The sequence below is a fragment of the Streptacidiphilus jeojiensis genome (assembly GCF_042510965.1).
Classification (GTDB): Bacteria; Actinomycetota; Actinomycetes; order Streptomycetales; family Streptomycetaceae; genus Streptacidiphilus; species Streptacidiphilus jeojiensis.
Genome location: NZ_JBEUKS010000012.1, coordinates 1 through 25,677, shown reverse-complemented (window position 1 = coordinate 25,677; position 25,677 = coordinate 1). Strand labels below are relative to the sequence as shown.

At 71.8% G+C, this 25,677-nt stretch carries 22 protein-coding genes and 1 riboswitch; of the genes, 3 read left to right on the top strand and 19 right to left on the bottom strand.

Annotation, left to right across the window (positions count from 1 at the left end):
* Nucleotides 1–29: 29 nt before the first annotated feature.
* The 5 genes from eno to ABUW04_RS29035 form a co-directional block, all read right to left on the bottom strand.
* Nucleotides 30–1,325: a phosphopyruvate hydratase gene (eno, locus tag ABUW04_RS29055; RefSeq protein ID WP_198037282.1), complete on the bottom strand. Its 1,296-nt coding sequence runs from the start codon at nucleotides 1,323–1,325 to the stop codon at nucleotides 30–32.
* A gap of 181 nt (nucleotides 1,326–1,506) precedes the next feature.
* Nucleotides 1,507–2,283 carry a LysM peptidoglycan-binding domain-containing protein gene (locus ABUW04_RS29050; protein WP_380567374.1) on the bottom strand — a complete coding sequence of 259 codons (777 nt, stop codon included), beginning with the start codon at nucleotides 2,281–2,283 and terminating at the stop codon, nucleotides 1,507–1,509.
* A 3-nt stretch (nucleotides 2,284–2,286) separates the two neighbouring features.
* Nucleotides 2,287–2,447, bottom strand: a riboswitch (cyclic di-AMP (ydaO/yuaA leader).
* 109 nt (nucleotides 2,448–2,556) lie between these two features.
* On the bottom strand, nucleotides 2,557–3,627 hold the full coding sequence (locus ABUW04_RS29045) for a phosphotransferase family protein (RefSeq protein ID WP_380567373.1): 1,071 nt from the start codon (nucleotides 3,625–3,627) through the stop codon (nucleotides 2,557–2,559).
* Nucleotides 3,628–3,717: 90 nt separating this feature from the next.
* Nucleotides 3,718–4,500 (bottom strand): HAD family hydrolase, encoded by a 783-nt coding sequence (locus ABUW04_RS29040; RefSeq protein WP_380567371.1) that lies wholly within the window; start codon nucleotides 4,498–4,500, stop codon nucleotides 3,718–3,720.
* 41 nt (nucleotides 4,501–4,541) lie between these two features.
* Nucleotides 4,542–5,450 carry a GntR family transcriptional regulator gene (locus tag ABUW04_RS29035; RefSeq protein ID WP_380567369.1) on the bottom strand — a complete coding sequence of 303 codons (909 nt, stop codon included), beginning with the start codon at nucleotides 5,448–5,450 and terminating at the stop codon, nucleotides 4,542–4,544.
* 180 nt (nucleotides 5,451–5,630) lie between these two features.
* On the opposite strand from ABUW04_RS29035, the gene ABUW04_RS29030 reads away from it, so the two are divergent.
* Nucleotides 5,631–5,849: a hypothetical protein gene (locus ABUW04_RS29030; protein WP_380567367.1), complete on the top strand. Its 219-nt coding sequence runs from the start codon at nucleotides 5,631–5,633 to the stop codon at nucleotides 5,847–5,849.
* 77 nt (nucleotides 5,850–5,926) lie between these two features.
* On the opposite strand, the gene ABUW04_RS29025 is transcribed toward ABUW04_RS29030, so the two are convergent.
* From ABUW04_RS29025 to ABUW04_RS29015, 3 genes are read right to left on the bottom strand one after another with little or no spacing between them, the layout of a single operon-like run.
* Nucleotides 5,927–6,604, bottom strand: a complete 678-nt coding sequence (locus ABUW04_RS29025) for an HAD family hydrolase (protein WP_380567365.1) — start codon at nucleotides 6,602–6,604, stop codon at nucleotides 5,927–5,929.
* On the bottom strand, nucleotides 6,601–7,458 hold the full coding sequence (locus ABUW04_RS29020; RefSeq protein WP_380567364.1) for a GntR family transcriptional regulator: 858 nt from the start codon (nucleotides 7,456–7,458) through the stop codon (nucleotides 6,601–6,603). Before ABUW04_RS29020 ends, ABUW04_RS29025 begins: the two co-directional genes overlap by 4 nt.
* Nucleotides 7,459–7,486: 28 nt before the next feature.
* Nucleotides 7,487–8,713, bottom strand: coding sequence for a cytochrome P450 family protein (locus ABUW04_RS29015; protein WP_380567630.1), 1,227 nt, complete (start codon nucleotides 8,711–8,713; stop codon nucleotides 7,487–7,489).
* A gap of 158 nt (nucleotides 8,714–8,871) precedes the next feature.
* On the opposite strand from ABUW04_RS29015, the gene ABUW04_RS29010 reads away from it, so the two are divergent.
* Nucleotides 8,872–9,693, top strand: a complete 822-nt coding sequence (locus ABUW04_RS29010) for an SDR family oxidoreductase (protein WP_380567362.1) — start codon at nucleotides 8,872–8,874, stop codon at nucleotides 9,691–9,693.
* Here ABUW04_RS29010 and ABUW04_RS29005 read toward each other — a convergent pair.
* From ABUW04_RS29005 to ABUW04_RS28975, 7 genes are all read right to left on the bottom strand, one after another.
* The gene (locus ABUW04_RS29005; protein ID WP_380567361.1) at nucleotides 9,680–10,753 is read right to left on the bottom strand and encodes an LLM class F420-dependent oxidoreductase; all 1,074 of its coding nucleotides are present in this window, start codon (nucleotides 10,751–10,753) and stop codon (nucleotides 9,680–9,682) included. The genes ABUW04_RS29010 and ABUW04_RS29005 overlap by 14 nt on opposite strands.
* A gap of 27 nt (nucleotides 10,754–10,780) precedes the next feature.
* A complete protein-coding gene (locus ABUW04_RS29000) occupies nucleotides 10,781–11,491 on the bottom strand; it encodes an endonuclease V (RefSeq protein WP_380567360.1) in 711 nt (236 codons plus the stop codon).
* Nucleotides 11,491–12,489 (bottom strand): MazG family protein, encoded by a 999-nt coding sequence (locus ABUW04_RS28995; RefSeq protein ID WP_380567359.1) that lies wholly within the window; start codon nucleotides 12,487–12,489, stop codon nucleotides 11,491–11,493. The genes ABUW04_RS29000 and ABUW04_RS28995 overlap by 1 nt, the downstream gene beginning before the upstream one ends.
* A 176-nt stretch (nucleotides 12,490–12,665) precedes the next feature.
* Nucleotides 12,666–13,283 carry a SurA N-terminal domain-containing protein gene (locus tag ABUW04_RS28990; protein WP_037594313.1) on the bottom strand — a complete coding sequence of 206 codons (618 nt, stop codon included), beginning with the start codon at nucleotides 13,281–13,283 and terminating at the stop codon, nucleotides 12,666–12,668.
* Between the two features lie 167 nt (nucleotides 13,284–13,450).
* The gene (locus tag ABUW04_RS28985) at nucleotides 13,451–15,064 is read right to left on the bottom strand and encodes a serine/threonine-protein kinase (RefSeq protein ID WP_380567357.1); all 1,614 of its coding nucleotides are present in this window, start codon (nucleotides 15,062–15,064) and stop codon (nucleotides 13,451–13,453) included.
* Nucleotides 15,061–15,624: a hypothetical protein gene (locus ABUW04_RS28980; protein ID WP_380567355.1), complete on the bottom strand. Its 564-nt coding sequence runs from the start codon at nucleotides 15,622–15,624 to the stop codon at nucleotides 15,061–15,063. Before ABUW04_RS28980 ends, ABUW04_RS28985 begins: the two co-directional genes overlap by 4 nt.
* A 100-nt stretch (nucleotides 15,625–15,724) precedes the next feature.
* On the bottom strand, nucleotides 15,725–17,815 hold the full coding sequence (locus ABUW04_RS28975; protein WP_380567353.1) for an N-6 DNA methylase: 2,091 nt from the start codon (nucleotides 17,813–17,815) through the stop codon (nucleotides 15,725–15,727).
* 170 nt (nucleotides 17,816–17,985) lie between these two features.
* Between ABUW04_RS28975 and ABUW04_RS28970 the strand changes: the two genes are divergently transcribed.
* Nucleotides 17,986–18,585 (top strand): DUF4352 domain-containing protein, encoded by a 600-nt coding sequence (locus ABUW04_RS28970; RefSeq protein ID WP_380567351.1) that lies wholly within the window; start codon nucleotides 17,986–17,988, stop codon nucleotides 18,583–18,585.
* Here the strand turns inward: ABUW04_RS28970 and ABUW04_RS28965 are convergent.
* The 4 genes from ABUW04_RS28965 to ABUW04_RS28950 all read right to left on the bottom strand — a co-directional run.
* Entirely contained in the window at nucleotides 18,578–19,474 is an 897-nt protein-coding gene (locus ABUW04_RS28965; RefSeq protein ID WP_380567350.1) for a hypothetical protein, read from the bottom strand. The genes ABUW04_RS28970 and ABUW04_RS28965 overlap by 8 nt on opposite strands.
* A 71-nt stretch (nucleotides 19,475–19,545) precedes the next feature.
* The gene (mfd, locus tag ABUW04_RS28960; protein WP_380567348.1) at nucleotides 19,546–23,109 is read right to left on the bottom strand and encodes a transcription-repair coupling factor; all 3,564 of its coding nucleotides are present in this window, start codon (nucleotides 23,107–23,109) and stop codon (nucleotides 19,546–19,548) included.
* 109 nt (nucleotides 23,110–23,218) lie between these two features.
* Nucleotides 23,219–24,277, bottom strand: coding sequence for a hypothetical protein (locus tag ABUW04_RS28955; protein ID WP_380567346.1), 1,059 nt, complete (start codon nucleotides 24,275–24,277; stop codon nucleotides 23,219–23,221).
* A 122-nt stretch (nucleotides 24,278–24,399) separates the two neighbouring features.
* The coding region (locus ABUW04_RS28950) for an SUKH-4 family immunity protein (protein ID WP_380567344.1) at nucleotides 24,400–25,677 on the bottom strand (1,278 nt) is incomplete at its 5' end.

The following is a 25,677-nucleotide window of genomic DNA, read 5'->3' as shown; positions in this document are numbered from 1 at the left end:
GCACCGGTCAGGCGCGCTGCGCCTGCGGGTCAGGCCTCGCTGTGCTGGAACCGCGGGAACGCGCCGCGGCCGGCGTACTCGGCGGCGTCGTCGAGGATCTCCTCGATGCGCAGCAGCTGGTTGTACTTGGCGACGCGCTCGGAGCGGGCCGGCGCGCCGGTCTTGATCTGGCCGCAGTTGGTGGCCACGGCGAGGTCGGCGATGGTGACGTCCTCGGTCTCGCCGGAGCGGTGCGACATCATGCAGCGGAAGCCGTTGCGCTGGGCCAGCTCGACGGCGTCGAGGGTCTCGGTCAGCGAGCCGATCTGGTTGACCTTCACCAGGAGGGAGTTGGCCGCGCCCTCCTTGATGCCGCGGGCCAGCCGGGTCGGGTTGGTGACGAACAGGTCGTCACCGACGATCTGCACCTTGTCGCCGATCTTGCCGGTCAGCACGGTCCAGCCGGCCCAGTCGTCCTCGAACAGCGGGTCCTCGATGGAGACCAGCGGGTACGCGGCGACGAGCTCCTCGTAGTACTCGGTCATCTCGGCGGCCGAGCGGGACTTGCCCTCGAACTCGTACTTGCCGTCCTTGTAGAACTCGGAGGCGGCGCAGTCCAGGGCCAGCGCGACGTCCTTGCCGGGGGTGTAGCCGGCCAGCTGGATCGCCTCGACGATGAGGTCAAGCGCCTCGCGGTTGCTGTCCAGGTTCGGGGCGAAGCCGCCCTCGTCGCCCAGGCCGGTGGAGAGGCCGCGCTTCTTCAGCACGCTCTTGAGGGTGTGGTAGACCTCGACGCCCCAGCGGACGGCTTCGGAGAAGGACTCCGCGCCGATCGGAGCGATCATGAACTCCTGGATGTCGACATTGGAGTCCGCGTGCGAGCCGCCGTTGAGGATGTTCATCATCGGGACCGGCAGCACGTGGGCGTTGGGGCCGCCCAGGTAGCGGAACAGCGGCAGGTCGCTGGCCTCGGAGGCGGCGTGCGCCACAGCGAGGGAGACGCCCAGGATGGCGTTGGCACCGAGGGAGGACTTGTCCGGGGTGGCGTCCAGGTCGAGCATGGCCTGGTCGATCAGGCGCTGCTCGGTGGCGTCGTAGCCGATCAGCTCCGGGCCGATCTGCTCGATGACCGCGAGCACGGCCTTCTCCACGCCCTTGCCGAAGTAGCGCGACAGGTCACCGTCACGCAGCTCCAGGGCCTCGAACGCGCCGGTGGAGGCGCCGGACGGAACGGCGGCACGACCGGTGCTGCCGTCGTCGAGGCCGACCTCGACCTCGACCGTGGGGTTGCCTCGTGAGTCGAGGATCTCCCGGGCTACGACGACGTCGATGGACGGCACAGGCATCTCCTAGGGGGGAATACAGGGGTGCTTACGACAAGAGCCTAGCCGCAGCCGGGGGCGTGGCCACCCGGACCTTCGGCCTGTCTCACCGGACGGAGCCCCTACTCACCAGTAGTTCACCTGGCGAGCAGGGGCTCCGCGCCCCGATGGCTGCGAGCCGAACGGGGGTCAGTCGACAGCCGTGTCAGACCACGACGAGCTTCTGGCCCGGGAAGATCAGATCCGGGTTCCCGCCGACGGTGGACTTGTTGTCCTTGTACAGCTCGGTCCAACCGCCGCTGAGGTGCGCGGCGGCGGCGATGCCGGAGAGGGTGTCGCCCGACTTCACGGTGTAGTTGCCGTGACCGACCTTGGGCGCGGCCGTGCTCGTGGTCGTCGTCTTGGCTGCCGGCTTGGTGACCTTCGAGGCGGAGTCCGTGGCGGCGGTCGACCGGTGCTTGCCGATGCTGGTGCTGGTCTGCTCGGTGCTGCTCTTGGTCGAGTCGGAGCTCGACGAAGAGGACGAACTCGAAGAGCTGGAAGAGCTCGAGCTGGAGGAAGAGGACGAACCCGAGGTGCTCACCGAGGCGGCGGCGCCCCCCTGGGTGAGCCCGGCCTTCGGCCCGCAGACCGGCCAGGCGCCGGGTCCCTGCGAGGCCAGGACCTTCTCGGCTATCGCTATCTGCTGGCCCTTGGTGGCGTGGTCCGCGGTGGAGGCGTACTGGCCGCCGCCGTAGGCGCTCCAGGTGGAGGCGGAGAACTGCAGCCCGCCGTAGTACCCGTTGCCGGTGTTGATCGACCAGTCACCACCGCTCTCGCAGCTGGCGACCTTGTCCCAGGTGGACACCGAGGCGGCGGAGGCGCTGGTCGCGCCGATCAGCGGCAGGGCGATGCCGGCGGTGCCGAGGCTCGCGGTCGCGACCAGGCGCTTGGTCTGGCTGGTGCGCGGCTTGCGATGGCGTCCGGGCGTAGTGAAAGGCATGGCAGGTACCCTCTCCGACGCCTGCGAGGTGAGCTGTCGGGTTCGGGCTGTGAGGTAGCCCGGGCGCTGACGCGCCTTCACCCCAAGCCGCAGCCTTGCGAACTGCGGCGACTTACCTGGGTCCCCCGCTCCTGCCCAATCCTGAAGTTCGGATTCCACCCCCCGGCTGGACAGGACTCGGCGTCCCGAGGAGCGGTGCCCACGCATGCGGGCGTTCCCGGAAGGCTAGACATATGAGCTACATAATCACAAGCCCGTAACGTCCCAGCGGCACTAACCCGCCCGCCCGTCACCCTCGTACCAGCGCAGGAGTTCGGCCCGGCACTCCTCCTCGGAACTCACGCGCTTGAGGCGGAGCGGATCCGCCGCCTCCCTGAGCGTCCGGTGCAGCCAACGCCCGCCGGCGGCAAGCGTGCGCGGGGTCGGATCCGCGGAGTAGGCCAGCGCAGCCCTGATCGTGTTCGGATAGAACGACTGGGCTCGCTCGTAGTCGATAAAGTGCCTGAGGTCCTCCGCGAGCCCCTCGACGCCGGCGGGCGATCTCTGACCGACCGCTTCCTCCCAGCGTCGGATCACCTCTGACTCCTGCTGTTTCGGGTAGCGGGTCCGGCAGAGGTGCGTTGCCAGCTCGTACAGCGGATCTCCGTAACAGGCATGCTCCCAGTCCAGCACAGTGATCCTGGCACTCCGGCCCTCGATCACGTTGCCCCGGTGCAGATCCGTGTGCAAGAGCGCAAAGGGACGGTCAGTGAGTTCCGGAAGCCGCGCTCCAAAGGATTCCATGGCCCATGGGTCAACCCCCAGCGATGCGAACAGGCCCCCGAACCTCTCCGAATTCTGGTCGGCCAGAGTCCGCTGGGCGAACACCACCCGCGCCCTGAGAAAGGCAGAGGAATCCACAGCGAACGTTCGACCCCCCGAAGGCTTCGGCAACCTCGTCGGCACCACAGCGGTAAGCACGGCAAACAGCTGCAGAATCTGATCCACCACCCGGGTCGGCAGACGCGAACCCTCCGGATAGCGATCTGCCAGCGATGTCCCGGGCACATAGCTGTGCACTGACACACCGTCATGGGAGTGGTGGAGCAGCAGCGGCACGCCCACCGGGAGTCCTCCGGGCCAGGAGCGCAACAGCTGGAGCAGCTGCCCTTCGTTCTCCCAGACGCGTTCGACCAGGTCGATCGCAGGAACCCGACGGCGAACCTTCACAGTGTCGTACCGAAGCGTCCGATAGCCCCGGCAGGGTATTCTCAGGCTGAGATTGAGATGGTGGTATCCGCTGCCGACCGGACGGCCCTTGTGAGCCAAGTGCGCCATGGCGTCAGTGAACTGGCTGAGCGACAACTCGGTCCTGCGCCTCCCCCTCAATGCCGAGGCGGACCGTGAACCATGGGCCACTGGAACCTCCCAACCTGCGGGCGTTACGAATGTGCCTCACCATCGCGAACCCATCGGCGACGCAACCGAGTCGTTCAGGTCCGACAACAACTCCGCATACCCACCGATAACCTGCACCGCGCCTTCGAGGAGCAGCTCTTCTCTCCGACTCGCACGTGGGGCGAATCCGACGAAGCGCATCCCCGCGTACCGAGCCGCGCGCAGATCCGCGAGAGAGTCGCCGATGAAGACCCACTCCTCAAGTGCTACTCCTGACTCCGACACTACCCGCTCAAGTACGAAGGGCGACGGCTTCATCCTGCGTGGGTCACGGTCGCGACCGAGCACTGGACCGAAGAAGCACTCGGTCAACCCCGTTCGGTCCAGGTAGGCCGTGACGGCCGCAGCGCTGTTGTTGGAGGCAATGGCAAGTACAGCGCCCTGCGCCCGTAGCAGCCCGACCAGTTCGGGTAGCCCAGCCGTGGGCGCAGCCGAGACTGTCGCCTCCACCTCCAGCTTGCTGAGCCGCTCCTCGAGCTCAACGACAAGTGGCTGCAGGTCCCCACTCCCCAGCCGGTCGATCGCCTGATCGACCGCTACGAGCAAAGCGTGCGGATCGGGGCCCGGGTCCTTGAAGAGACCTGGCAACTCCTCACGCGGCAACATGTCGGCCAGCTCCGCGGCAATGCCCGGAGCCGAATAGCCGGCAAAGAGTCTGCAGACCGGACCGTCGAAGTCAAAGGCGACAGCGCGGGTCGAGCGCAACCACTCGACCAACTGCAGATGTCTCGACACCTGCCCGGTTGCGGTGTCGAGTTCGGTAGTACTGCTTCGCGTCACTTGGAATCGTCTCTCTCGGCAGGCTGTGGCATTGCTTCCTCTTAGCCCTCGGCTATCCCGTCAGCGCTCTCCCAGAGGGAGTCAAACAGTCGTTGGTCCTGGCGGACGATGCGGGTACCTGCTTCCTCAGGCACTTCGGAGCTCTCCGCGCTCACCCGCCCTGATCCGCTGGTGAAGAGGTCGAGCTGTGCCCCCAGACCCAGGACGTCGTAGACCTCCAGAAACTCTCCCGTGTCCAGCCGGAGGCGACGCTTGGCGATCTCGTAGTTGCCACGCAGCGATTCGGTCCGGTTGAGCAGGTAGATCTTCTGTAGAGGCATCACCGGCACGCGCCGGATGTCGACATCCACCTCGTCCACGTATCCCCAGGCATGGAGATTCACAAGGGCCTCGTCGACATTTCCGGCCTGCCGCTCGATGAGCCGGGCCGAGCGCAGTCGCAGCCGCTCATCCGGCAGACCGTCCACCCTGCGCGGGTAGGCCAGCGTCGGACCGTCGGCCGGGAGCAGCATGCGCACCCGGATGGACTTCGGACCGCTCCGGTTGACGCGGATGGGCATCAGCGCCTCAGCCAGGGCCAGATGGAAACTCTCCGAGGTAAACGAGAGAACGTCCAGCTCCACACGACTCTCCCGGAAAGCCTGCTTGAGCCAATCACTCAGCACGGCACTGGTCGGCATGCGCGCACCGGCGCTCCCGTCAGCGGAAGGGATCCCTTTCACGAAGGTGCCACTCCCCTGCACCGCATCCAGCCATCCCTCGCGCTTCAACTCCTCCATCGCCCGCTGGACGGTAGAACGCACAACACCGAACTGCGCCATCAACTCGTGCTGAGACGGGGCCTTCTCGCCCCGAGCAAGGCCGCCGCTGGTGATCTCGCCCTGGAGATAGTCAACGATGACTTTGAAAAGCGGACCCCGGGGCTCCGGAGGGCTCTCGTCTGGAGACATGGGACAACCCTACCGCCACCCACAACAACATGGTTCAAGTGGGGTGCCACTTTCAGCCCTTGACCTATCATCAGTTTAGTTGACCGACCAGGTCGGTATAAGAACATCACTTGGTCGGTCAACTTGCAGAGATCTTGGACAAGTTGGCACGGGGGCCGGGTGATTCCGGAGGTGGTCCAGGTGAAACTGAGGTCAGGCTGGCAAATGGTGTACGTGGCGCTGCTGATGCTGCTCAACTACCGGCTTCAGCAGCACAACAGCGAACTGTGGTGGCTGTTCGCAGCCCCCAACATCCTGCTGTGCAGCGAGATGGGGAGCGGCGGGGAGGTCAGCCTGAAGAGCCTCCTGACCGTAGTGGCCGTGTGCTGCGTCGCACACAGCATCCACCTGCACTTCTGAACCTGAGCGGGTGCCCAGCGGCACTGCGTCGACTACGCATCAAGTGCCGCTCGGAGCTCGGCCAGGCTCCCGAACACCTACTCCGCACCGGCGCGGCGCAGCTGGCGGCGCTTGGGGCGGCGCCTGGAGTAGCCGACGAAGTCGATCTCGGCAGCGACGGCGGCCTGGTAGTCGGAGACCGAGTCCCCCAGGAGAACCACACGGTGGTTTCTGGCATCTATGCCGAGCGCCTTGAGAGCTTCGTTGACGCAGTCGGGCTCCGGTTTAATGGCGGCTATCCGCCCGCGCCCGAACACCATGCCGTCGAAGACCGGCCTGATGCGCGCCGAGCGGTCCTGGTCCAGGTAGTCGTGAATGGCCTCGTCAGCGTTGTTGCTGGTGATTGCCATCTCCCAGCCGTCCTTGTGCAACTGCAGGACCAGTTCCTCGGCTCCGAACGTGGGAGCGGCATCCCGAACCGCACGACGTTCGGCCGTGGCAATCAGTGCGAGCGGAGATGCCTCTATCGCATCCTTGTCCTGTCGGTTCCTGGTCAGGTCAGGGAATGCCGCGATGGCGCCGTGACAGTTGCTCCGTCCCCGCACAGGCCGGTATCTGATGTCCCATCGGCGGCGCAGATCCGTGCGGACCTCCTTCGCGACGCGCGCCGCAGAGTGGCCGGTGAAGAGCCTCACGAGCGGCCCGTCGAAGTCGAACAGGATGCAACGTACGACTTCTTCGGAGCCGGAGAGCGGGGGTGGATGCTCGAGAGTCACTCGCTCAGTTTGTAGTCCACCGCGATGGTGGACCAGAGGGAGTCGAACCACTCCTGGGACTCGGCGGCGGCGTGGGGGCGCTGCCGGAGCAGGACGGCTTCCAGGCCCATGAAGTCGTACATCTCCGTCTCCTCCATGCCCGAGCCGTCCTGCGCCGGCAACAGAACCGGCGCCTGACGAACCTTGTACCAGCCGCGCAGGGCCAGCTTCTGGTTGATGATGTACAGCTTGACCTGCGGGGTCGTGGCCGCCACCGTCCGAATCTCCAGGCTGGCATCAAGCACGCGTTGCCGGGAGCGAAGTTCCTCAACCGACTGCGTCAGAGCGTCGATGGAGCGTGCTGCGATGCTTCGCAGCCGATCCAGCGGGCGAGGATCCTCGGGATTGTCGACAACACGTGGTACTGCCAGGTGCTCTGGATCGGGAAGCAGGAGCCTGAGGTGCAGGCTTTCCGGAGGAGTTGATCCTGCGAGCCACAGACGGACCAGCTTCGGTGTCAGTTCCTTGGCGAGAGTCTCGGCCGTGAAGCCGAAGAAGTCGATGGTGACACGGGGCGCCTGGAGCGCTTCGTCCAGGTAGGGGCCCAGGACCACGATGGCCGGCTCCAGTTCCTCCTCGTCCGCATCGACATCCGCCGGGCGCCCGGCGACAAAGGTTCCGCTTCCGCGGATGGAGTCGATGAGGCCCTCCTCCGAGAGGAGCTTCAGGGCCCTCTGGACCGTGTCGCGGGAGACGCTGAACTGTTCCGCGAGTTCCTCCTGGGACGGGAGGGGCGCTCCTCCGCCCAGCCGCTCGGACCAGTAGCGCACCGCGTCGGCGACACGCTGGACGGCGGTCTTCGGGGAACCATTCATGTCGGCCTCCAGAGCTCAGAGTTCGACGTTACAGCTGCGCTCCGCCCTCCTGACTGAAGTTGACTGGGAGTTGGCGGAGCCCTCGCATGATCAGGCCGCCGCGCCAGCGGAGGTCGTCCGGGTCCGCGGCGAGGGTGAGGTCGGGGAGGCGTTGGAGCAGGGCGGAGAGGGCGTACTGGGCTTCCAGGCGGGCCAGCGGGGCGCCGATGCAGTAGTGGATGCCGTGGCCGAAGCCCAGGTGGGGGTTGTCGCGGCGGGCCAGGTCGAGCAGGTCGGGCTGGTCGAAGCGGTCGGGGTCGCGGTCGGCGGCGGCGAGAACGACCAGGACCGGGTCCCCAGCGGCGACGGACTGGCCGCCGAGGGTGATCGAGGTGGTGGCGTAGCGCCAGGTGGCGAGCTCCACCGGGCCGTCGTAGCGCAGGAGTTCCTCGACAGCCGTGGCCAGGAGGGCGGTCTCGCCGAGGGCGATGGAGGACTGGAGTTGGGCCCGTTGGTGAGGGAGGACAAGTAGTGCATATAGCCCATTACCGATCAAATTCACTGTAGTTTCGAAGCCGGCGAAGAGCAGGATGAAGGCCATCGCGGCGGCCTCGTTCTCGGTGAGGTGCTCGCCGTGGTCGCTGGCGCGGATCAGGTCGGAGATCAGGTCGTCGGCGAGGTCGGCGCGTTTGCGGTGGATCAGTTCCGACAGGTAGCTGCGCATCTTCTTGACCGACCGGGCGACGCCACCCCGCGGGCCGCCGCCGTGACGGATCATCATGCCGGCCCAGTCGCGGAAGTCGTCCTGGTCCTCCGCCGGCACGCCCAGCAGGTCGCAGATGGCGTAGATGGGGAGCGGGAAGGCGAAGTCGTGGATCAGGTCGGCCTCCCCCTTCCCCGCGAAGCCGTCGATCAGGCGGTCGGTGATCTCGCGGACCCTCGGTTCGAACAGCGCGACGCGGCGCGGGGTGAAGGCCTTGGAGACCAGGCGGCGCAGCCGGGTGTGGTCCGGCGGGTCGATGTTCAGCAGGTGGGTCATCAGGTCGGCGCTGCGTTCCCCGGGGATCCCGGTGCGGCCGCTGCCGGCGCCGTGGTTGACCGGGTTCTTGCTGAGCCTCGCGTCGGCCAGGGCCTGCCGGGCGTCGGCGTAGCGGGTGACCAGCCAGGCCTCGACGCCGCTGGGCAGGGTGGTGCGGTGCACCGGCGCATGGGCGCGCAGCCAGGCGTACGCCGGATAGGGGTTCGTGGCGAACTCCCAGGTGAAGAGTTCCGGCATGGCGGTGGGGGGCGGTAGCGGCTTGTGCACTCCTTGACGTTAGCTGGCGGTTGGGTTGCATCGTGGACGGGCACTGTTGCGGTGGCGGGCCGGATGCCTACGATCACCGGCAACGTATGCGGGTCCGTGCGGGGACCGGTGGGAGGAAGGCAGCAGACATGCAGGTACGCGGAGCCGTCGTGGTGGTGACCGGTGCGGCCGGAGGAATAGGGTCCGCGCTGGCGCGGCGCTTCGCTGCCGAGGGCGCGCGCGGGCTGCTGCTCGCCGACCTGGACGCGGGCCGGGTCGAGGACCTGGCGCTGGCGCTGGACCGTGAGGGTTGTCACACCGTGGGCGTCGGCAGCGACGTCTCCCGGGAGAGCGACGTCCAGGCCCTGGTGGAGACGGCCGAGAAGCACCTGGGCCCGGTGGACCTGTTCTGCAGCAACGCCGGCATCGGCTCGGGCGCCGGCATCGAGGCGCCCAACGAGCTGTGGCAGGCCTGCTGGGAGATCAACGTCATGGCGCACGTCTACGCGGCGCGCGCGGTGCTGCCCGGGATGCTGAAGCGGGGCAGGGGCTACCTGCTGCACACCGCCTCCGCCGCCGGGCTGCTGCAGATGCCGGGCGACGCCGCCTACACGGCGACCAAGCACGCGGCGGTGGCCCTCGCCGAGTCGCTCGCGGTGGCCTACGGCGGGCAGGGCATCAAGGTCAGCGCGCTGTGCCCGCAGGGGGTGCGCACCGCGATGACCGAGGACCCGGCGGTGGCCGCGGTGCTGGGCGCCTTCGGCCGGATGCTGACGCCGGAGCAGGTCGCCGACGCGGTGATCGAGGGCCTGGCCGACGAGCGCTTCCTGATCCTGCCGCACCCCGAGGTGGCCGAGTACGAGCAGGGCCGGGCCGCCGACCGCGACGGCTGGCTGGACGGCCTGCGCCACGCGGTCGGCAAGCTCGGCTCCGCGGTGGACCCGGGAACCGGCAGCCTCAGCCTGGGCTGACGGCGAGGACCGCTGCCGCGACCGCCTGGCGGCGGTCGCGCGCCGTGGCGGTGCCGTCGAGCATCTCCGGCGTCGGCAGGATCGCCGGTACCGGCACGGTCACGCCGTTGGCGGCGTAGCGGCGCAACTGCTCGCGCACCTGCTCGGGGGCGCCGTGGACGATCAGGGCGTCCACCACCTCGTCGGGCACGGACGCGGCGGCGCCCTTGCGGTCGCCCGCCGCCCAGGCGTCCCACATCGGCTTGAGCGCCTCCTCGCGGCCGAGCCAGCGGTGGAACGCCGCATAGGCGGGGACGGTGAGGTAGCCCGCGATCAGCCGCCGGCCCAGCGCCCTGGCGTGGTCGGCGTCGGTGGTCGGGCAGGTGAAGATCCTGGCCGCGACGGTCTTGCCGGCCCCTCCGGCCTGGTCGAACTCATGGACGGCGGTGGTCACGTCCTCGGCGGAGAGCCAGTTGAGGATGGTGCCGTCGGCCTCCTGCGCGGCCAGCCGCAGCATGCCCGGGCGCAGCGCGGCGAGCAGCACCGGCGGGGTCTGCGCGGGGACCCGCTCCAGCTTGAAGCGGCGTACGGCGAAGGTCTCGTAGGCGGCGTCGACCTTCTCCCCGGCCAGCGCGGACTTCAGGAAGCGGACCATGTCACGGCTGCGCTGGAACGGCTGCTCGAACGGGACAGCGTTCCAGTCCTGGACGATGACCGGCGAGGAGGCGCCGAGGCCGAGGGTGAACCGGCCCGGGGCGGCCTCGGCCAGGGCGGCGGCCTGCATGGCCAGCAGCGCCGGGCCGCGGGTGTGCACCGGGACGATGGCAGTGCCCAGGTTGAGCTGCGGCGCCCAGACCGAGGCCAGCGCGAGCGGGGTGAAGGCGTCGGCGCCGGCCGTCTCCATCGACCAGAGGTCGGTGAAGCCCAGGTCGGGCAGGGCCTCGACCAGACGGCGCTGGTCGGCCAGCGGGATGCCGTCGAGCGGGAAGGTCAGGCCCCAGCGGGGGCCGGCCGGCGCGGTGTCGGTGGCGGAAGCAGAGCTGGTGCCGGCGGAGGGGGTGGCGGCGGAGGGGGTGGTCATGGGCTCGATGCCACCACGGCCCGCTGCTCAAGACAAGGGGACACCACTCCGGTCGGCGGCGGCCAGCGCGTCGCGGCAGAGCCGGTCGGCGAGGCGGGTGGTCTCCGGGAGGCGGTAGCGGGGGGCTGCTGCCAGGACCTGGGCGCAGGCGTCGTCCAGGGTGATCAGGTGGCCGGTGGAGACGGTGACCGGTTTGACGCCGTCCTGGGTGCGCAGCATCCGGGCCACCACCTCGCCGCCGTCCCGGACCTCGGCGCTGTCGCCTCGGGACGGGCCCGGCTCGTCCCAGCTCCCGAGCAGCGGGGTCTTGGCGACGCCGAGGGTGGGCAGGCCGGTGAGCACGCCGAGGTGGCAGGCCAGGCCGAAGCGGCGCGGATGCGCGAGGCCCTGTCCGTCGCAGAGCAGCAGGTCAGGGGTGGTCGCCAGCTGCTCCAGCGCGGCGACCAGCACCGGCAGCTCGCGGAAGGCGAAGAGCCCGGGGACGTAGGGGAAGCCGGCCGTGCCGACGGCGGTGGCCCGGTCCACGACCTCCAGCGTCCGGGCGTCCAGGACGACCACGGCCGCCGCCACCCGGTCCTCCGCGCTGCCGTGGCCGCCCTCGTAGGCGACGTCCAGCCCGGCCAGGGTGCGCGGCGGAGCAGGCAGCGGGCGGTTGCGGACCAGCGGACGCAGCCGCTCCTGCACCCGGTGCGCCCCGTCCTGGTCCGACGGCCAGTCAGGGGTGAGCTGAAGCCGCATCAGCTGCCCTGCTCCGCCTGCCGGATGGCCTCGCGGTAGCGGCGGGCCGCGGCGCGCAGTTCGGCCTCGGGGTCCAGGCCCTGCTGCTGGGCCTGGACGGCCAGGTCGAGCAGCCGGTCGCCGATGTCCGGGCCCGTGGCGCGTGCGGGCTCCAGCCCGGCCTTGGCCGCGCGGGAGTGCAGCTTGGCGGCCAGCGCGAGTGCGGGCTGCGCCAGCGGCACGCCGTCCACCACGGAGTCGCGCTGCTTCTCGGCGGCCTTCAACTGCTCCCAGTTGGCCTCGACGTGCTCGGCCGTGGGGGCGTGCACGTCCGCGAACACATGGGGATGGCGATACATCAGCTTGTCGACGATGCCGCCGGCGACCTCGTCGATACCGAAGGGCTGCTCCGGATCCTCCTCGGCGATCCTGGCGTGGAACATCACCTGGAGCAGGACGTCCCCGAGCTCCTCGCGGAGCATCTCGCGGTCGCCCTCCTCGATCGCCTCGACCAGCTCGAACGCCTCCTCCACCAGGTACTTCACCAGCGACTCGGAGGTCTGCTCGGCGTCCCAGGGGCAGCCGCCGGGCGACCGCAGCCGGTCCATCACCGCGACCAGGTCGAGCAGCCGGGCCCCGGGCAGGTCGTAGGAGCCGGGCAGCAGCTCGATCTCCGGGACGGTGCCGGCGGCCGGGCCGCCGCCCTCGACGGCGATCCGCGCGAGCGCGTCGGTCAGCCCGGGGTCGCCGTCCACACCGCCGATCCACACCGCGGTGCGGCCGGAGGCCGCCTCCGTCAGGGTCCGGGCCAGCGCGTACGCGGGTACGTCCAGCACCTCGACGGCGACGCCTGCGGCGCGCACCGGGGGCAGCTGGGGGTGCGCCGGGTCGCCGACCAGGACCCGGTCGGCGCTGCGCAGGGTGTCCCAGGCGGGCCAGGAGAGCAGGCCGGGGGCGACGCGGTGGGTGCTGGAAAGGAGGACGAGCCGTCCGGCGGGGGTGAAGTCTCTTTCTGCCACGACCTGAACTTACCGGTTGGGCGTTTCTTGTTGGCTGCGGCGTCTGCCTGGCTGGGCGCGCAGTTCCCCGCGCCCCTGACGGGGCTGCAACTCACCCACGGTGGTTCAGTTGCAGTTGGCCAGGGGCGCGGGGAACTGCGCGACAAGCCAGGCAGACGCCGCAGCCGAAAACCCTGTTACGCCGTCGTGGACGCCGTCTTCTTGAGCCACGGCTGGTCCGCCGCCGCCAGGGTGAGGGCCTTGGCGTCCCAGCTGCCGTAGCGGGGGTTGACGGTCACCCCGATCTCGCCGCTCGCCTTGGCGACGATCTGCTGCAGCGCGCTGTCGGCGGTGCTGGAGCTCGGGTCCACCCCGGCCGCCTGCAGCAGCAGCACCTGCCCGGCCTGGAGGTGGGCGTAGATCTCCAGGTCGGCGGGGGCCAGGAACAGGTTGTCCACCACTGCCTGCCGCAGCGCCTGCGCGCTGCCGGCCTGCTGCAGGTAGGCCGCCTCGACCTGCTGCACCTGCCCCTCGGTGACGGACTTGCCCTCCTTGGCCAGCGCCTGGTCCACCAGCTGCTCCGACACCAGCAGGGCCAGCGTCTTCTGGGAGACCCCGGCCTGCTGCTGGGCGGCGCTGTCGCCGACGGCCGCGCTCTGGAAGGCGGAGACGTGCGACTGCAGGGTGGCGACGGTGATCCGGTCGTTCCCGACCACGGCCGCCGCCCCGGGGTGGGCCGGCCCCGAGGAGCAGGCCGTGAGGGCACCGGCGGCGCACAGGGCGAGGACGGCGGCGGCGGTGCGACGGCGGTTCACGGGGCCTCCCGGCGGTGGCGCCTACGGCGCGCTGCGACTGCATGTCACGTACGGGTCTGACGATACGTCTGCTACTGCTCCGAGCACCGAGGATAGGCAGCGCGCCAGGCCGATGTCACCAGGTCGGCGTCACCGGGTCGGCGTGGGCATGTCGCGGCCGTGCGGCGTCACCACGCCGGTGGGGGCGGCCCGAAGCCGGTGGGCATCCGTGCGGCCCGCCCCTCGGCGGCCGAGCGGGCCGCGCCGAGCAGCCCGCCGACCTCGGCCACCCTGGCGTGGTGCGGTCCGTAGCAGCGTTCCAGCTCGTGCCAGAGCGGCAGCAGCGCGGCCTGCGCCGCCTCGGGATCATCGGCCGCGAGCAGCAGTTCGCCGATCCGCTGCCGGATCCTGAACACCCGCTCCGGCTCGACCGCGAGCCCCTGCATCCGGCGCCGCTCGTAGCCGGCCAGCACCGCGCGGCACTCGGCGAGCGCGCCCACCGCGTTGCCGGAGTGCGCCAGGCACTCCGCCGCACTCGCCGCGCACTCCAGCGCCTCGACCGCGTCCGGGCCGCGCTCGGCCGCGTAGGCCCGGGCCAGCAGGTCGTACTCCTCGTGGGCCCGGCGGTACTGCTGATCGTCCATCAGCACCCGGGCGTGCAGTCGGCGCAGGTCGCGCACCGGGGCGGCGGTGCTGCCGTGCTCGGCCGCGGCCCTGGGCACGGCCGAGGCGAGCAGCGCGGCCGCCTCGCCGTAGCGGCGCGCCTCGTAGAGGCCGGAGGCCAGCCGGGCCGCCTCAGCCGGTGCGGGACCCTCCGGCGCCGAACCCGCCCCCGGGCCCGCGCCCGGCCCCGGCGGGGGCGCCGCCGGGTGCCGGAACGGACGGGACGGATCCGGCTGGACGCCGGCCCGCAGCGCGGCGGCGGAGTCGGTGCTGGAACGTGGGAGCAGCGGCAGCAGCAGCCGGTAGACCTCCTGGGCGGAGGCCGGCCGGTCGGCGGGGTCCTTGGCCAGCAGCCGGGTGACCAGCTGCTCCAGCGCGTCGGGGAGGTCCGGGCGCAGCTCGCGGACCGGCCTGGGCGGCTGCGACACGTGCTGGGTCATCACCGCCAGCGGGGTGCGCCCCTGGAACGGCGCGTCCCCGGTGAGCATGGCGTAGAGGGTGCAGCCGAGCGCGTACAGGTCGCTGCGCGGCTCGGCCCGTCCGCTGAGGGCCTGCTCCGGCGCCATGTAGCTGGGCGTCCCCACCGGATGCCCGGTCCGGGTCAGGGTGCTCAGCTCCGGTTCGAAGGCGGAGGCGATGCCCAGGTCCAGCAGCACCACCCGGCCGTCCGGACGGACCATCACATTGCCGGGCTTGAGGTCGCGGTGGACCGCGGGCACGGCGTGGACCGTGGCCAGGGCCGCGCAGAGCTGGGCCGCCACCGAGACGGCCCAGGAGTAGGGCAGGTCGTCGTTCTCGGCGATCAGATCGGCCAGCGTCATCCCGTCCAGCAGTTGCATCACCAGGAAGTGGTGCCTGCCGTCGCTGCCCGCGTCGAACACCGTGACCAGGCCCGGGTGGTCGAGCCGTGCGGTGATCCGGCACTCCCGGGTGAACCTGGCCTGCTGGTCCGCCAGGTCCAGCGAACTGGTCACGGCGGCGCCGGTGGTGGAGGAGACCAGGTCGTCGCGGAGCAGCTTGACCGCGACCCGGCGGCCCAGGCGCAGGTCGGTGCCGGCCCAGACCTGGCCCATGCCGCCCTTGCCGATCAGGCTGTCCAGCCGGTAGCGCTCGGCGACGACGCGCTGCGCCGGGGTCACTGCCCGGGCTCCCCGCGGAGCCGCTCGCTGAGCTTGCGCAGTTCGGCGCCGACGTCCTCGGTGGCCGGCGCGGGACGGTCGTACGACAGCGGGTTCGGCTGCACCGGAACCGGCGGCTGCACCTGGTAGGGCTGGGCTACCTGATAGGGCTGCTGGTAGGGCTGCGGCTGCTGCTGGTACGGGTTGGGGCCGTAGGACGGCGGGACCGGCGGGTACGCCGCTGGCTGTGCCACCGCGGCGGCGTCCCAGGCGGTCTGCCGCTGCCAGTGGCGCAGGCTGAGCACGAAGTGCCCGACCGGGGCGGTCATGGTCAGCAGGAAGAACGCCCCCGCGGCCGCGCTGGGACCGTTCTTGGGCGCGGTCTCGCTCAGGTACATCTCGAAGCCGCTCATGGCCGCGATGACTCCCAGCGCCACCCAGCTGGCCGCATTGCGCCGCAGCACCGCGAGGTAGGCCGCCGGGGCGAAGGCCAGCAGTCCGCAGCTGACCACGGGCACCAGCGCGAGCAGCACCGTCCCGGCATGCCAGCGTGGTGCCTGACCAGGAGGTATCGCTGCCATGTAGTGCTCCGGATGCCGCGGGTGGGCGATGCTGAGCACACGCTACCGCCGACGGCGGACGGCCCGCCCGGTTCCTCGGTTCCTGGTCACCGCGGGGTGGTCACTGTTCCGGCGCCAGGCTCCCGTCCACCAGGCCGGAGAGGATGCCCAGGGTCAGCCGGTCGCCGAGGTCAGCGGCCTCCAGCAGGTTCCGCCGGAACACCGCCAGCTGCCGGAACGGCCGGGCGTAGCTTGCCTGTTCGGCCAGCGGCAGCCGGGGCACCCGGGTCCTGCGGACGTCCCTGCGGGTGGCGGCCGAGGCGGCGGCGGAGAGGGTGCTGGAGCTGCCCGCCGGCAGCGCGGCGGACGAGGTCGTCGACCCGGCGCCGGCCGTGAACGAGGAGGAGACGGCCGTACCGCCCCCGGCCCGTTCGGAGCGGACCGTCGCCTCGACGAAGCCGGCCAGGAACCACGGGTCCAGCACGGTCGGGTCCGGACGCAGCAGCAGCGCCGGCGCGGTGGCCTCCGCAATGGCCCGGCCCCCGGCCGACTCCCCCACCGGCTCCTCCTGGACGTCGACCCGGCCCCCCGCCCCGAGCAGCACGACCACGTCCCCGGGCTGCGGCGGCTCGCCCTCGGGCGGCAGTTCCACCGCGCCCGCGCGGATCAGCTCGGCGATCGTGGGCGCGGCGCGGTGCGAGCCGTCGTCGGCGCCGGGGCGGTGCCCGGGCAGACTCCCCCGCAGCGGCGTCAGCGCGTCCAGCAGACCGTCGAGTTGCTGCTGAGCCTCCGTCAGGGTGCGGTGGGCGTCGGCCGGTCGCTGCGGGAGGTGCCGGGCCGGGGTCAGGTCGGTCTCGTCGTCCAGCAGGTCGACGATCGGGACGGCCCGGTAGCGCCCCGGCTGTTCGACGGGATCCGCGTCGGCCGCGCCGTCGAAGGCCGTCCAGGCCTCCAGCACCCCGTCGAGGGCCCCGGAGCCGCTCGCGGAGCCGCCCCCGGCGTCGACCAGCAGCACCCGGACCGGCGGGGGCTCGCCCGGGACCGGACGGCGCAGCACCCAGATGTGCAGGGCGGCCGCATACGGTGCGGCGATGCCGACCGGAAGCGCGGCGACGGCCCTGAGCGCTCCCCTGCGCAGCAGTTCGGCCCGGATCCTGCGGCCCGAACGCCGGGCCGCGACGGCCCCCGGGAGCAGCAGCACGGCCGGGCCGCCCGCCCTGACCCGGGCCAACGCATGCTGCACCCAGGCGAGTTCGGACTCGGCGCGGGCAGGGAGGCCGTACTCCCAGCGCGGGTCGTAGCCGAGCTCCTCCGCACCCCAGTTGCGTTCGTTGAACGGCGGCCTGCTCAGCACGGCGTCCGCGCGCAGTTCGGGACCGGCGTCGGCGCGCAGCGCGTCGCCGGCCGCGACGGTGAACGGCAGCGGGACCGGCCGGTCGGCGGGTGCGTCCAGCGCCAGCCGGAGCAGGGCCACGGCCGCCAGGTCCTGGTCCGCCTCCTGCCCGTGCAGCGCGGTGGCACCGCGCCGTGCGGCCTCCAGCAGCAGTGCTCCGTTGCCGCAGGCCGGATCGAGGTAGGCGCCGGTCCCGCCGCCGGCCGCGCGGGCCAGTTCGGCGAGCAACCCGGCCAGCGGCGCGGGGACGTTGGCACCCTGGCGGCCCGCGGTCTCGCCCAGGGCGCCGACCAGCTCGGACGCGGTGTGCGCGATGCCGCGCTCCTCGGCGAGCTCGGCCAGCAGCCGGCACAGCTCCACCTGGGTGCTGCCGAGCAGGGCGGGGAGCCGCAGCAGCCGCGCGCCCTCGGTCCCCAGCGTCCGCACCGCCTGTTCCTGCAGTGCGGCAGGCAGTTCGGCGGCGACGCGGAGGTCGTCGCCGGGGGCCGGCAGCTGCCGGGCGGCCGGGTCGCGCTGCAGCAGGAGCAGCAGGGCCAGGGCCGGGACCAGCGGCGCCGCGGGCGAGCCGGCCGGGTCGCGCAGCAGCTCGATGCGCCCGCGCACACGTTCCCGCAGCGGGAGTTCGACGATCTTGCCCTGGGAGCGGAGCCAGCCCTCGACCTCGGCCAGGGAGAACGCCGGGCTGCTCTCGGTGCCGCCGACGGGGCGCGGGAAGTCGGCGTGGCGCCGGCGCCAGTTGCTCACGGCGGCGCGTCCGACGCCGGCCAGCCGGGCGATCTCCACCGCGCTCACCTGAGCGCGGTGCTCCTGGTCCGGCATCCGTGCCTCCTGCTTCCCCTGCTGCTGTGAACGTGAGCATAACGAACCCCGGTCGGAGCTGTGAACAATGCCATTTCGAGATGAGTGGTTGACGACGTACACAGCGCCTGCTTTAGTTGTGCCAACAGCCCGGCGGGTGCCGGTCTGGACCGTCAACCAGGGGGTTCACCATGCGAGTTCAGAGCAGCAAGCAGCGCAGGACGGCCATTGCCGTGTTCACAGGCGGGCTGATCCTGGCCACCGGCACCGCCTGCTCGATGCCGAGCAGCACCGTCGCCACCTCGGCGAAGTCCACCGGATCCGGCTCGACCGGCAGCACGGGCGGCGGCGCCACCGCCAAGGCGGCGGCGAAGGCGGCCGCGAAGGTCGGCGACACCATCGCGCTCAGCGGCTTCGAGGGGGAGAAGGCCGACGTCACCGTGGTCAAGGTGGTCGACCGCCCCAAGGGCGCCGACGAGTTCACCGCTCCAGAGAGCGGCAAGCGCTTCTACGCCGTGCAGTTCCGGATCAAGGACACCGGCAGCAAGGCCTACAGCGACTCCCCATCCAACGGCGCCAAGCTGGTGGACAGCGCGGGCCAGTCGTACGAGGCGGACTTCAGCGACACCAAGGCCGGCGCGAGCTTCCCCAGCGCCGTGAACATCGCCTCCGGCAGCAGCGGCCTCGGCTTCATCACCTTCCAGGTGCCGACCGGCGCGAAGATCACCCAGATCCAGTTCGGCCTGGACAGCGGGATGGCCGACCAGACCGGCCAGTGGAACGTCAGCTGACCGGGGTCGCCCGGTCCGCGGGCTGCTCCGCGTGCGCCGGATCGGCGGCCCCCTCCACCGGGGCGACCTCGCCGAAGCGGGCCAGCGCCAGGGCGCCGGCGACGGCGACGGCGAACCCGGCGACGGCGAGCGGCATCAGCCCGTGCCGGGTGCCGTCGCCCAGCAGCACCACGCCGAGGACGGCGGGCAGTGCGGTCTCGCCGAGCACCATCGCCGCGGTGGCGGTGGTGACCCGGCCGCCACGGACGCCTTCGGTCATGTAGGCGAAGGAGACGGCGCCGCCGGCCAGCAGGGCGTAGGTCGCCGGCTCCTTGAGCAGCGGGACCAGGTCCAGGCCGTGCACCGAGGGGAGGACCCGGACCGCCAGGCCGACCACGCCGAAGCCCAGCCCGCAGAGGGTGCCCATGACGGCGGCGCGGCGCGGCTCGCGCAGCTTCCAGGCGAGTCCGCCGACGGCCGCGAGGGCGGCCACAGCGGCGAGGAGGGCCCAGTGGAAGGCCTCGGACGGCTGCCGGTGCCCCTCGGCGCCAGCCGTCGCACCCAGAACGGCGAGGCCGACGCAGACGCCGGCGACACCGGCCCACTCGGCCCGGCCCAGTCGGATCTTGAGCATCGCCGCACCCAGCACTGCGGTGACCGCGAGGGCTCCGGCGAGGGCCGCCTGCACGACGTACAGGGGGAGCGAGCGCAGCGCGATCAGCTGGGCGACGAAGCCGAAGCAGTCCAGCAGGAGGCCTGCGGCGAAGGGGAGGTTGAGCATGGCCTTGGCCGTGCCGAGGAGGCCCTCGCCCGGAGTGGACTGGTGGCGTTGGGCGCCGAGGGCTTGCAGCACCATGGCCACGCCGAAACAGGCGGCGGCGGTGAGGGCCATGATCAGGCCTAGGAGCATGGTGCGGGTCCTTGGGTTGGTGCGGCTCGGCGGTGGCTGGGGTTTGCGCAGTTCCCCGCGCCCCTAAAAACCTACTGCAGCACCGTGGTCAGGAATTCGGTGCACCAGGTGAGGAGTTCTCGGCCGACGACCGGTTTGCCGCCGATCTTGCCGGTGCTGGGGCGGGGGACGAGGAGGAGCTTGGTGGAGGCCTTGACCTGGCTGCGCGGGTAGATCCGCTGGAGCCTGAGCTCCTGCGACTCGCGCAGTTCGACCGGGCCGAAGCGGATGTTCTGGCCCTGCAGGGTGATGTCGGAGATCCCGCAGCGGCGGGCGAACAGCCGCAGGCCGGCGACCAGCAGCAGGTTCTCCACCGGTTCGGGGAGCTTGCCGTAGCGGTCGACGAGTTCGGCGCGGACCGCGGCGATGTCGTCCTCGGAGTTGACCGAGGCGATGGACCGGTAGGCCTGCAACCGCAGCCGCTCTCCCGGGGCGTAGTCGTGCGGGACGTGGGCGTCGACCGGGAGCTCGATCTTGACGTCCAGCGGCTCCTCCTCCGGCTCCCCCGACCCGTCCACGTTCTCGCGGTACTCGGCGACGGCCTCGCCGACCATGCGGATGTAGAGGTCGAAGCCGACGCCGGCGATGTGGCCGGACTGCTCGCCGCCGAGCAGGTTGCCCGCGCCGCGGATCTCCAGGTCCTTCATCGCGACGTACATGCCCGCGCCCATCTCGGTGTGCTGGGCGATGGTGGCCAGCCGCTCGTGCGCGGTCTCGGTGAGCGGCTTCTCCGGCGGGTAGAGCATGTAGGCGTAGCCGCGCTCGCGGCCCCGGCCGACCCGGCCGCGCAGCTGGTGCAGCTGGGACAGGCCGAAGGTGTCGCCGCGCTCCACGATCAGGGTGTTGGCGTTGGAGATGTCGATACCGGACTCCACGATGGTGGTGGAGACCAGGACGTCGAACTCCTTCTCCCAGAAGTCGACCACCACCTGCTCCAGCGCGGTCTCCCCCATCTGCCCGTGCGCGGTGGCGATCCGGGCCTCCGGGACCAGCTCCTTGAGCTTGGCCGCGGCCTTGTCGATGGACTCGACCCGGTTGTGGATGTAGAAGACCTGGCCCTCGCGCAGCAGCTCGCGCCGGATCGCGGCGGAGATCTGCTTCTCGTCGTAGGCGCCGACGAAGGTCAGCACCGGGTGCCGCTCCTCGGGCGGGGTGGTGATGGTGGACATCTCGCGGATGCCGGTGACCGCCATCTCCAGGGTGCGCGGGATCGGGGTGGCCGACATGGTCAGCACGTCGACGTTGGCCCGCAGCTTCTTCAGCTGCTCCTTGTGCTCGACGCCGAAGCGCTGCTCCTCGTCCACGATGACCAGGCCCAGGTCCTTGAACCTGGTCTCGGCCGAGAACAGCCGGTGGGTGCCGATGACGATGTCCACGCTGCCCTCGCGCAGGCCCTCCAGCACGGCCTTGGCCTCGCTGTCGCTCTGGAACCGGGAGAGGGCCTTCACCACCACCGGGAAGTTGGCGTAGCGCTCGGAGAAGGTGGAGAAGTGCTGCTGCACCAGCAGCGTGGTCGGCACCAGGACGGCGACCTGCTTGCCGTCCTGGACCGCCTTGAAGGCGGCCCTGACCGCGATCTCGGTCTTGCCGTAGCCGACGTCGCCGCAGATCAGACGGTCCATCGGGACGGTCTTCTCCATGTCGGACTTGACCTCGGCGATGGTGCTCAGCTGGTCCGGGGTCTCCGCGTAGGGGAAGGCGTCCTCCAGCTCGCGCTGCCAGGGGGTGTCCGGGCCGAAGGCGTGCCCGGGGGCGGCCATCCGCGCCGAGTAGAGCCGGATCAGGTCACCGGCGATCTCCTTGACCGCCTTCTTGGCCCGGGACTTGGTCTTGGTCCAGTCGGCGCCGCCGAGCCGGTGCAGCGAGGGGGCCTCGCCGCCGACGTACTTGGTGACCTGCTCCAGCTGGTCGGTGGGGACGAACAGCCGGTCGCCGGGCTGGCCCTTCTTGGCCGGGGCGTACTCCAGCACCAGGTACTCGCGGGTGGCGCCCTGGACGGTGCGCTGCACCATCTCGACGTAGCGGCCGACGCCGTGGGCCTCGTGCACCACGTAGTCGCCGGCCTGCAGGGCCAGCGGGTCGATGCCGTTGCGGCGGGCCGAGGGCATCCGGCGCATGTCCTTGGTGGAGGACTTCTGCCCGGCCAGGTCGGTCTCGGTGACCAGGTGCAGTCTGAGGCCCTCGGAGTACAGGCCGTACTCGATCGAGCCGCAGGCCACGTGCACCACGTCCGGGTCAGGGAGACCGACCAGGTCGGGGGTGAGCCGGGCGCCGATGCCCTCGCCGGCCAGCATCTCGGCGATCCGGGAGGCCGGGCCCTTGCCCTCGGTGACCAGCACCACCCGCCAGCCGTCGGCCAGCCGGCCCTTGGCGTCGGCGATGGCGCGGGCGGTGTCGCCGCGGTAGGCCTCGGCCGGGTGCAGGTCCAGGTGCAGCACGTCGGGGCCGGTCAGCACCTCGTCGTCGGCGGCGAAGGGGCTGACCGACCACCAGGGCAGCCCGATCTCGGCGGCGTGCTCGCGGATGTCGGCGATGGACCACAGCGAGGCGGCGCCCACGTCCAGCGGGCGGTCCCCGCCGGAGGCGGCGGCCACCCAGGAGGCGTGCAGGAACTCCTCGCTGGTGGCGACCAGGTCGGCGGCCCTGGTGCGGACCCGCTCGGGGTCGCAGACCACCGCGACGCTGCCCTGCGGCAACACGTCCACCAGCAGTTCCATGTCGTCGACCAGCACCGGGGCCAGCGACTCCATGCCCTCCACGGCGATGCCCTGGGCGATCCGGTCCAGGATGTCGGCCAGCTCCGGGTGGTCGGCGGCGAGCTCGGCGGCGCGGGCCCGGACCGGCTCGGTGAGCAGCAGCTCGCGGCAGGGCGGGGCCCACAGGCCGTGCTGGGCCACCTCCAGCGAGCGCTGGTCGGCGACCTTGAAGTAACGAATCTCCTCGACCTCGTCGCCCCAGAACTCCACCCGCAGCGGGTGCTCCTCGGTGGGCGGGAAGACGTCCAGGATGCCGCCGCGGACCGCGAACTCGCCGCGCTTCTCCACCAGTTCGACGCGCTGGTAGGCGGCCGCGGCCAGCCGCCGGGTGAGGTCCTCCAGGTCCACCTCCTGACGGACCCTCAGGCTCACCGGCTCCAGCTCGGCCAACCCCTTGACCTGCGGCTGCAGCACGCTGCGGATCGGGGCGACGATCACCTGCAGCGGTCCGGCGGACGGGTCGTCGGCGCTGGGGTGGACGATCCGGCGCAGCACCGCGAGCCGGCGGCCGACGGTGTCCGAGCGCGGCGAGAGCCGCTCGTGCGGCAGCGTCTCCCAGGCCGGGAACTCGGCGACGCTGTCCGGGGGCAGCAGCGAGCCCAGCGCCGCGGCCAGGTCCTCGGCCTCCCGGCCGGTGGCGGTGACGGCGAGGACGGGCCGCCCTCGGCTGCCCCTGGCCTCCTCGGCCAGGGCGCGCGCGAGCGCCGCGACCGCGAACGGGCGGGCGGCGGGCGGACCGACCAGGTCCAGGTGGCGGCGGTCCCCGGCGAGGGCGGACCGTGCCGCCTCCGCGAGGGCGGGGTCGGCGACGACGACGTCAAGCAGGCCGGTCAGGCTCATGGACTTCTCTCAGCGGGTCTCAGCCGTGGGCAACGCGAAGCACCCGGAACGCGTTGCGCACCGGGGGTACCCAGGGTACGCCCCCGGACGGACACCGGCCGGAGCACGCTCAGCTCTCGTCCGCCGCGGCCCTGAGTTCCTCGGTCGGCAGCTCCGCCGTCTCGACCTGGACCGCCTCCAGCACCGCCGTCTCTGCCTCCGCCTCGGCCGCTGCCCCGTCAGCTGCCTCGACCGCTGCCGGGAGCGGAACCTCGGCGGTCGCGCCCTCGCTGCCGTCGGGGTCGGCCGGGGCGTCCACCGCCCCGGTGAGGGCGGTCAGGGTGGTGCGGATGTGGTCGAGATGGGCCTGCAGCTCGTCGCGGCGCTCGGCGAAGGCCGCCTGGTCGCGCTGGGCCGCGGCGGCGATCCGCTCGGCCTCGCGCTGGGCGGCCTCGACGATGCGCTCGACCCTGGTGGCGGCCTCCGCCTCGATCTCCTCGGCCAGGGCCTGCATGGCCTTGCGGTGCCGTTCGGCCTCGCCCTGCTTGCGCTCGGCGCCGGAGGTCAGCTGCTCCTCCTGCGCCACCGCGGCGGCCTCCGCGGCGGCCAGCTCCTGGTCCGCCCGGTGCTGCAGCGCCGCCAGCCGGACGCGGGTGGTCTCGGCGATCTCCTGAGCCCGGTCCCGCACGCCGCCCGCGTAGCCTGCCGCCTCCTCGCGCAGGGTGCGGGCCTCACGGTCGGCGTCGGCCCGCTCGGCCTCGGCCCGGGAGCGGGCCCGCTCCAGCTCGCGCCGGTGGCCCTCGTCGGCGGCGGCGCGCAGCCGTACCGCCTGGTCGTCGGCCTCGGCCCGGAGCTGCTGGCCGTCGGCGCGGGCCCCGGCGTCGAGGGCGTCGATCCAGTCCTCCGCCTCGGCCCGGATCGCCGAGGCCTCCTCCTCGGCGATCACCAGCAGCCGCCCGGCCCGTTCGCTGAGGTGGGCGAAGGACGGCGGCTCGGCCTCCTCGGCGGCCTTGGCGGCGTCGATCAGCTGCTGCTCCAGCGCGCGCATCCGGTTGCCGAGGCCGGACAGCCGCTCCCAGGCCTGGTCACGGCCCTCGGTGAGCTCGGCCAGCGCCCGTTCGACCTGGTCCGGGTCGTAGCCGCGCCTGGTCATGGTGAAACCGTGCTGCGGAGAGACGGCGTCGCTCATCGGCTGGTCCTCTCATCCGGATAGTGGAATGCCATGCAAGCAAAATGATCAGATTTCGATCCATTTTGCACACGTCCCCTACCCGGACGGAGACACCGACACCCGGCGACGCCGCCTTCGTGTCAGAGCAGTCCGTCCCACAGCTGTTCGAGCAGCACCGCCCACCAGGTCTCCGGCGAGCCCAGCGCCGGCGGGTCCAGTGCGGCCAGCTGGGCCTGGAAGTCGGTGGTCCAGTGGCCCGCCTGCTCCGGGGTCAGCCCGTACCGGAACCGCCACATCCGGCCCAGCAGCGCCATGCAGCGCAGGAACTCGGGCAGGCCGCTGTTGACGAAGCGCGGCTGCTGGGCCTCGACCCCGGCCGGCTGCGTGGCCGTGCCCAGGTCGACGGCCACGATCGCCGCCGTCCCGTACTGCACGCACAGCTGGCGGCCGTAGTCGTTGCCCAGCACCAGGTAGGTCCCCGCATCCGGCTGGGCCGCGATACCGCGCTCGGCGGCCAGCTCGGCCAGCGTCGGCATCGGACGGCCCGGCTGGGCCTGCGCCCAGAAGAAGGGACCGAACTCGACCGGCAGCCCGGCCCAGGTCAGCGAGGCCGAGACGGCCTCGGGAATGCCCTGCCTGGACACCGCCTGCGGCTCGTAGCGGAACACGTTCTGCGGGCCGAAGGCCTGCTGCAGCTCGTCCGCCAGCGCCTGCGGCGGCACCGGCGGCGCGGGCTGCACCGAGCCGGGGGCCGGCAGCGGCACCCGGAACGGGCGCTGCGGGGCCGGTCCGGCGGCATGGGTGTGCAGCTCGCCGTGGTGCTCGAACAGGTGCTGGACGCCGCGCTGCCGGGCCGCGTGGTCCCGGCCGTACGGGGCGATGCTGCTCACCCTGACGTTGGGCCAGGCCTCCTTGACCATCCGCTGGCAGTAGCCGCCGGGCAGGTCGCAGCTCTCCAGCTCGGTGTGCAGCTCCAGCACCTGCTCCGGCGGCACGTTCAGGCGCCGGACCTCCTGCAGGATCTGCCACTCCGGGTGCGGCAGGCCCAGCGTGGAGCGCTGGATGATCTGCTGCTCCGAGCCGTCCGGGCCGCGGTAGCGGAGCACGGCCATGTAGCCGGGGCCGACCGTGGGCACGCCGGGCGCGGCGGCCTGCGGCGGGACCTGCTGCGGGTGCGGGGCCTGCGGCTGGGGTGCGGGCGGCGGCGGGGGCACGGCGGGCCCGCCCGGGGCGCCGGGGCCCCGGGGCGGGAGGTTCAGCGACGGGGCGAGCTGGGTCGGGACGTAGCTGTCCCCACCCCCGGCCGGCGGCGCCGGCACGCCACCGGGCGGAGTGCCGCCGTACAGCCCCGCCGGGGGCGGGGGCGGAGGCATCCCGGGACCGCCGGCGGGCGGGCCCGACGGCGGCGCGGGCGTGCC

What these genes read in the sequence shown, in the direction of transcription:
- ABUW04_RS28975 (WP_380567353.1), bottom strand. Translation starts at nt 17,815, where the DNA reads ATGCCGGACCAGGAGCACCGCGCTCAGGTGAGCGCGGTGGAGATCGCC.
- ABUW04_RS29035 (WP_380567369.1), bottom strand. Translation starts at nt 5,450, where the DNA reads ATGTCTCCAGACGAGAGCCCTCCGGAGCCCCGGGGTCCGCTTTTCAAA.
- ABUW04_RS29020 (WP_380567364.1), bottom strand. Translation starts at nt 7,458, where the DNA reads ATGAATGGTTCCCCGAAGACCGCCGTCCAGCGTGTCGCCGACGCGGTG.
- mfd (WP_380567348.1), bottom strand. Translation starts at nt 23,109, where the DNA reads ATGAGCCTGACCGGCCTGCTTGACGTCGTCGTCGCCGACCCCGCCCTC.
- ABUW04_RS29010 (WP_380567362.1), top strand. Translation starts at nt 8,872, where the DNA reads ATGCAGGTACGCGGAGCCGTCGTGGTGGTGACCGGTGCGGCCGGAGGA.
- ABUW04_RS28965 (WP_380567350.1), bottom strand. Translation starts at nt 19,474, where the DNA reads ATGCTCCTAGGCCTGATCATGGCCCTCACCGCCGCCGCCTGTTTCGGC.
- ABUW04_RS29050 (WP_380567374.1), bottom strand. Translation starts at nt 2,283, where the DNA reads ATGCCTTTCACTACGCCCGGACGCCATCGCAAGCCGCGCACCAGCCAG.
- ABUW04_RS29005 (WP_380567361.1), bottom strand. Translation starts at nt 10,753, where the DNA reads ATGACCACCCCCTCCGCCGCCACCCCCTCCGCCGGCACCAGCTCTGCT.
- ABUW04_RS28980 (WP_380567355.1), bottom strand. Translation starts at nt 15,624, where the DNA reads ATGGCAGCGATACCTCCTGGTCAGGCACCACGCTGGCATGCCGGGACG.
- ABUW04_RS28955 (WP_380567346.1), bottom strand. Translation starts at nt 24,277, where the DNA reads ATGAGCGACGCCGTCTCTCCGCAGCACGGTTTCACCATGACCAGGCGC.
- eno (WP_198037282.1), bottom strand. Translation starts at nt 1,325, where the DNA reads ATGCCTGTGCCGTCCATCGACGTCGTCGTAGCCCGGGAGATCCTCGAC.
- ABUW04_RS28970 (WP_380567351.1), top strand. Translation starts at nt 17,986, where the DNA reads ATGCGAGTTCAGAGCAGCAAGCAGCGCAGGACGGCCATTGCCGTGTTC.
- ABUW04_RS29000 (WP_380567360.1), bottom strand. Translation starts at nt 11,491, where the DNA reads ATGCGGCTTCAGCTCACCCCTGACTGGCCGTCGGACCAGGACGGGGCG.
- ABUW04_RS29015 (WP_380567630.1), bottom strand. Translation starts at nt 8,713, where the DNA reads ATGCCGGAACTCTTCACCTGGGAGTTCGCCACGAACCCCTATCCGGCG.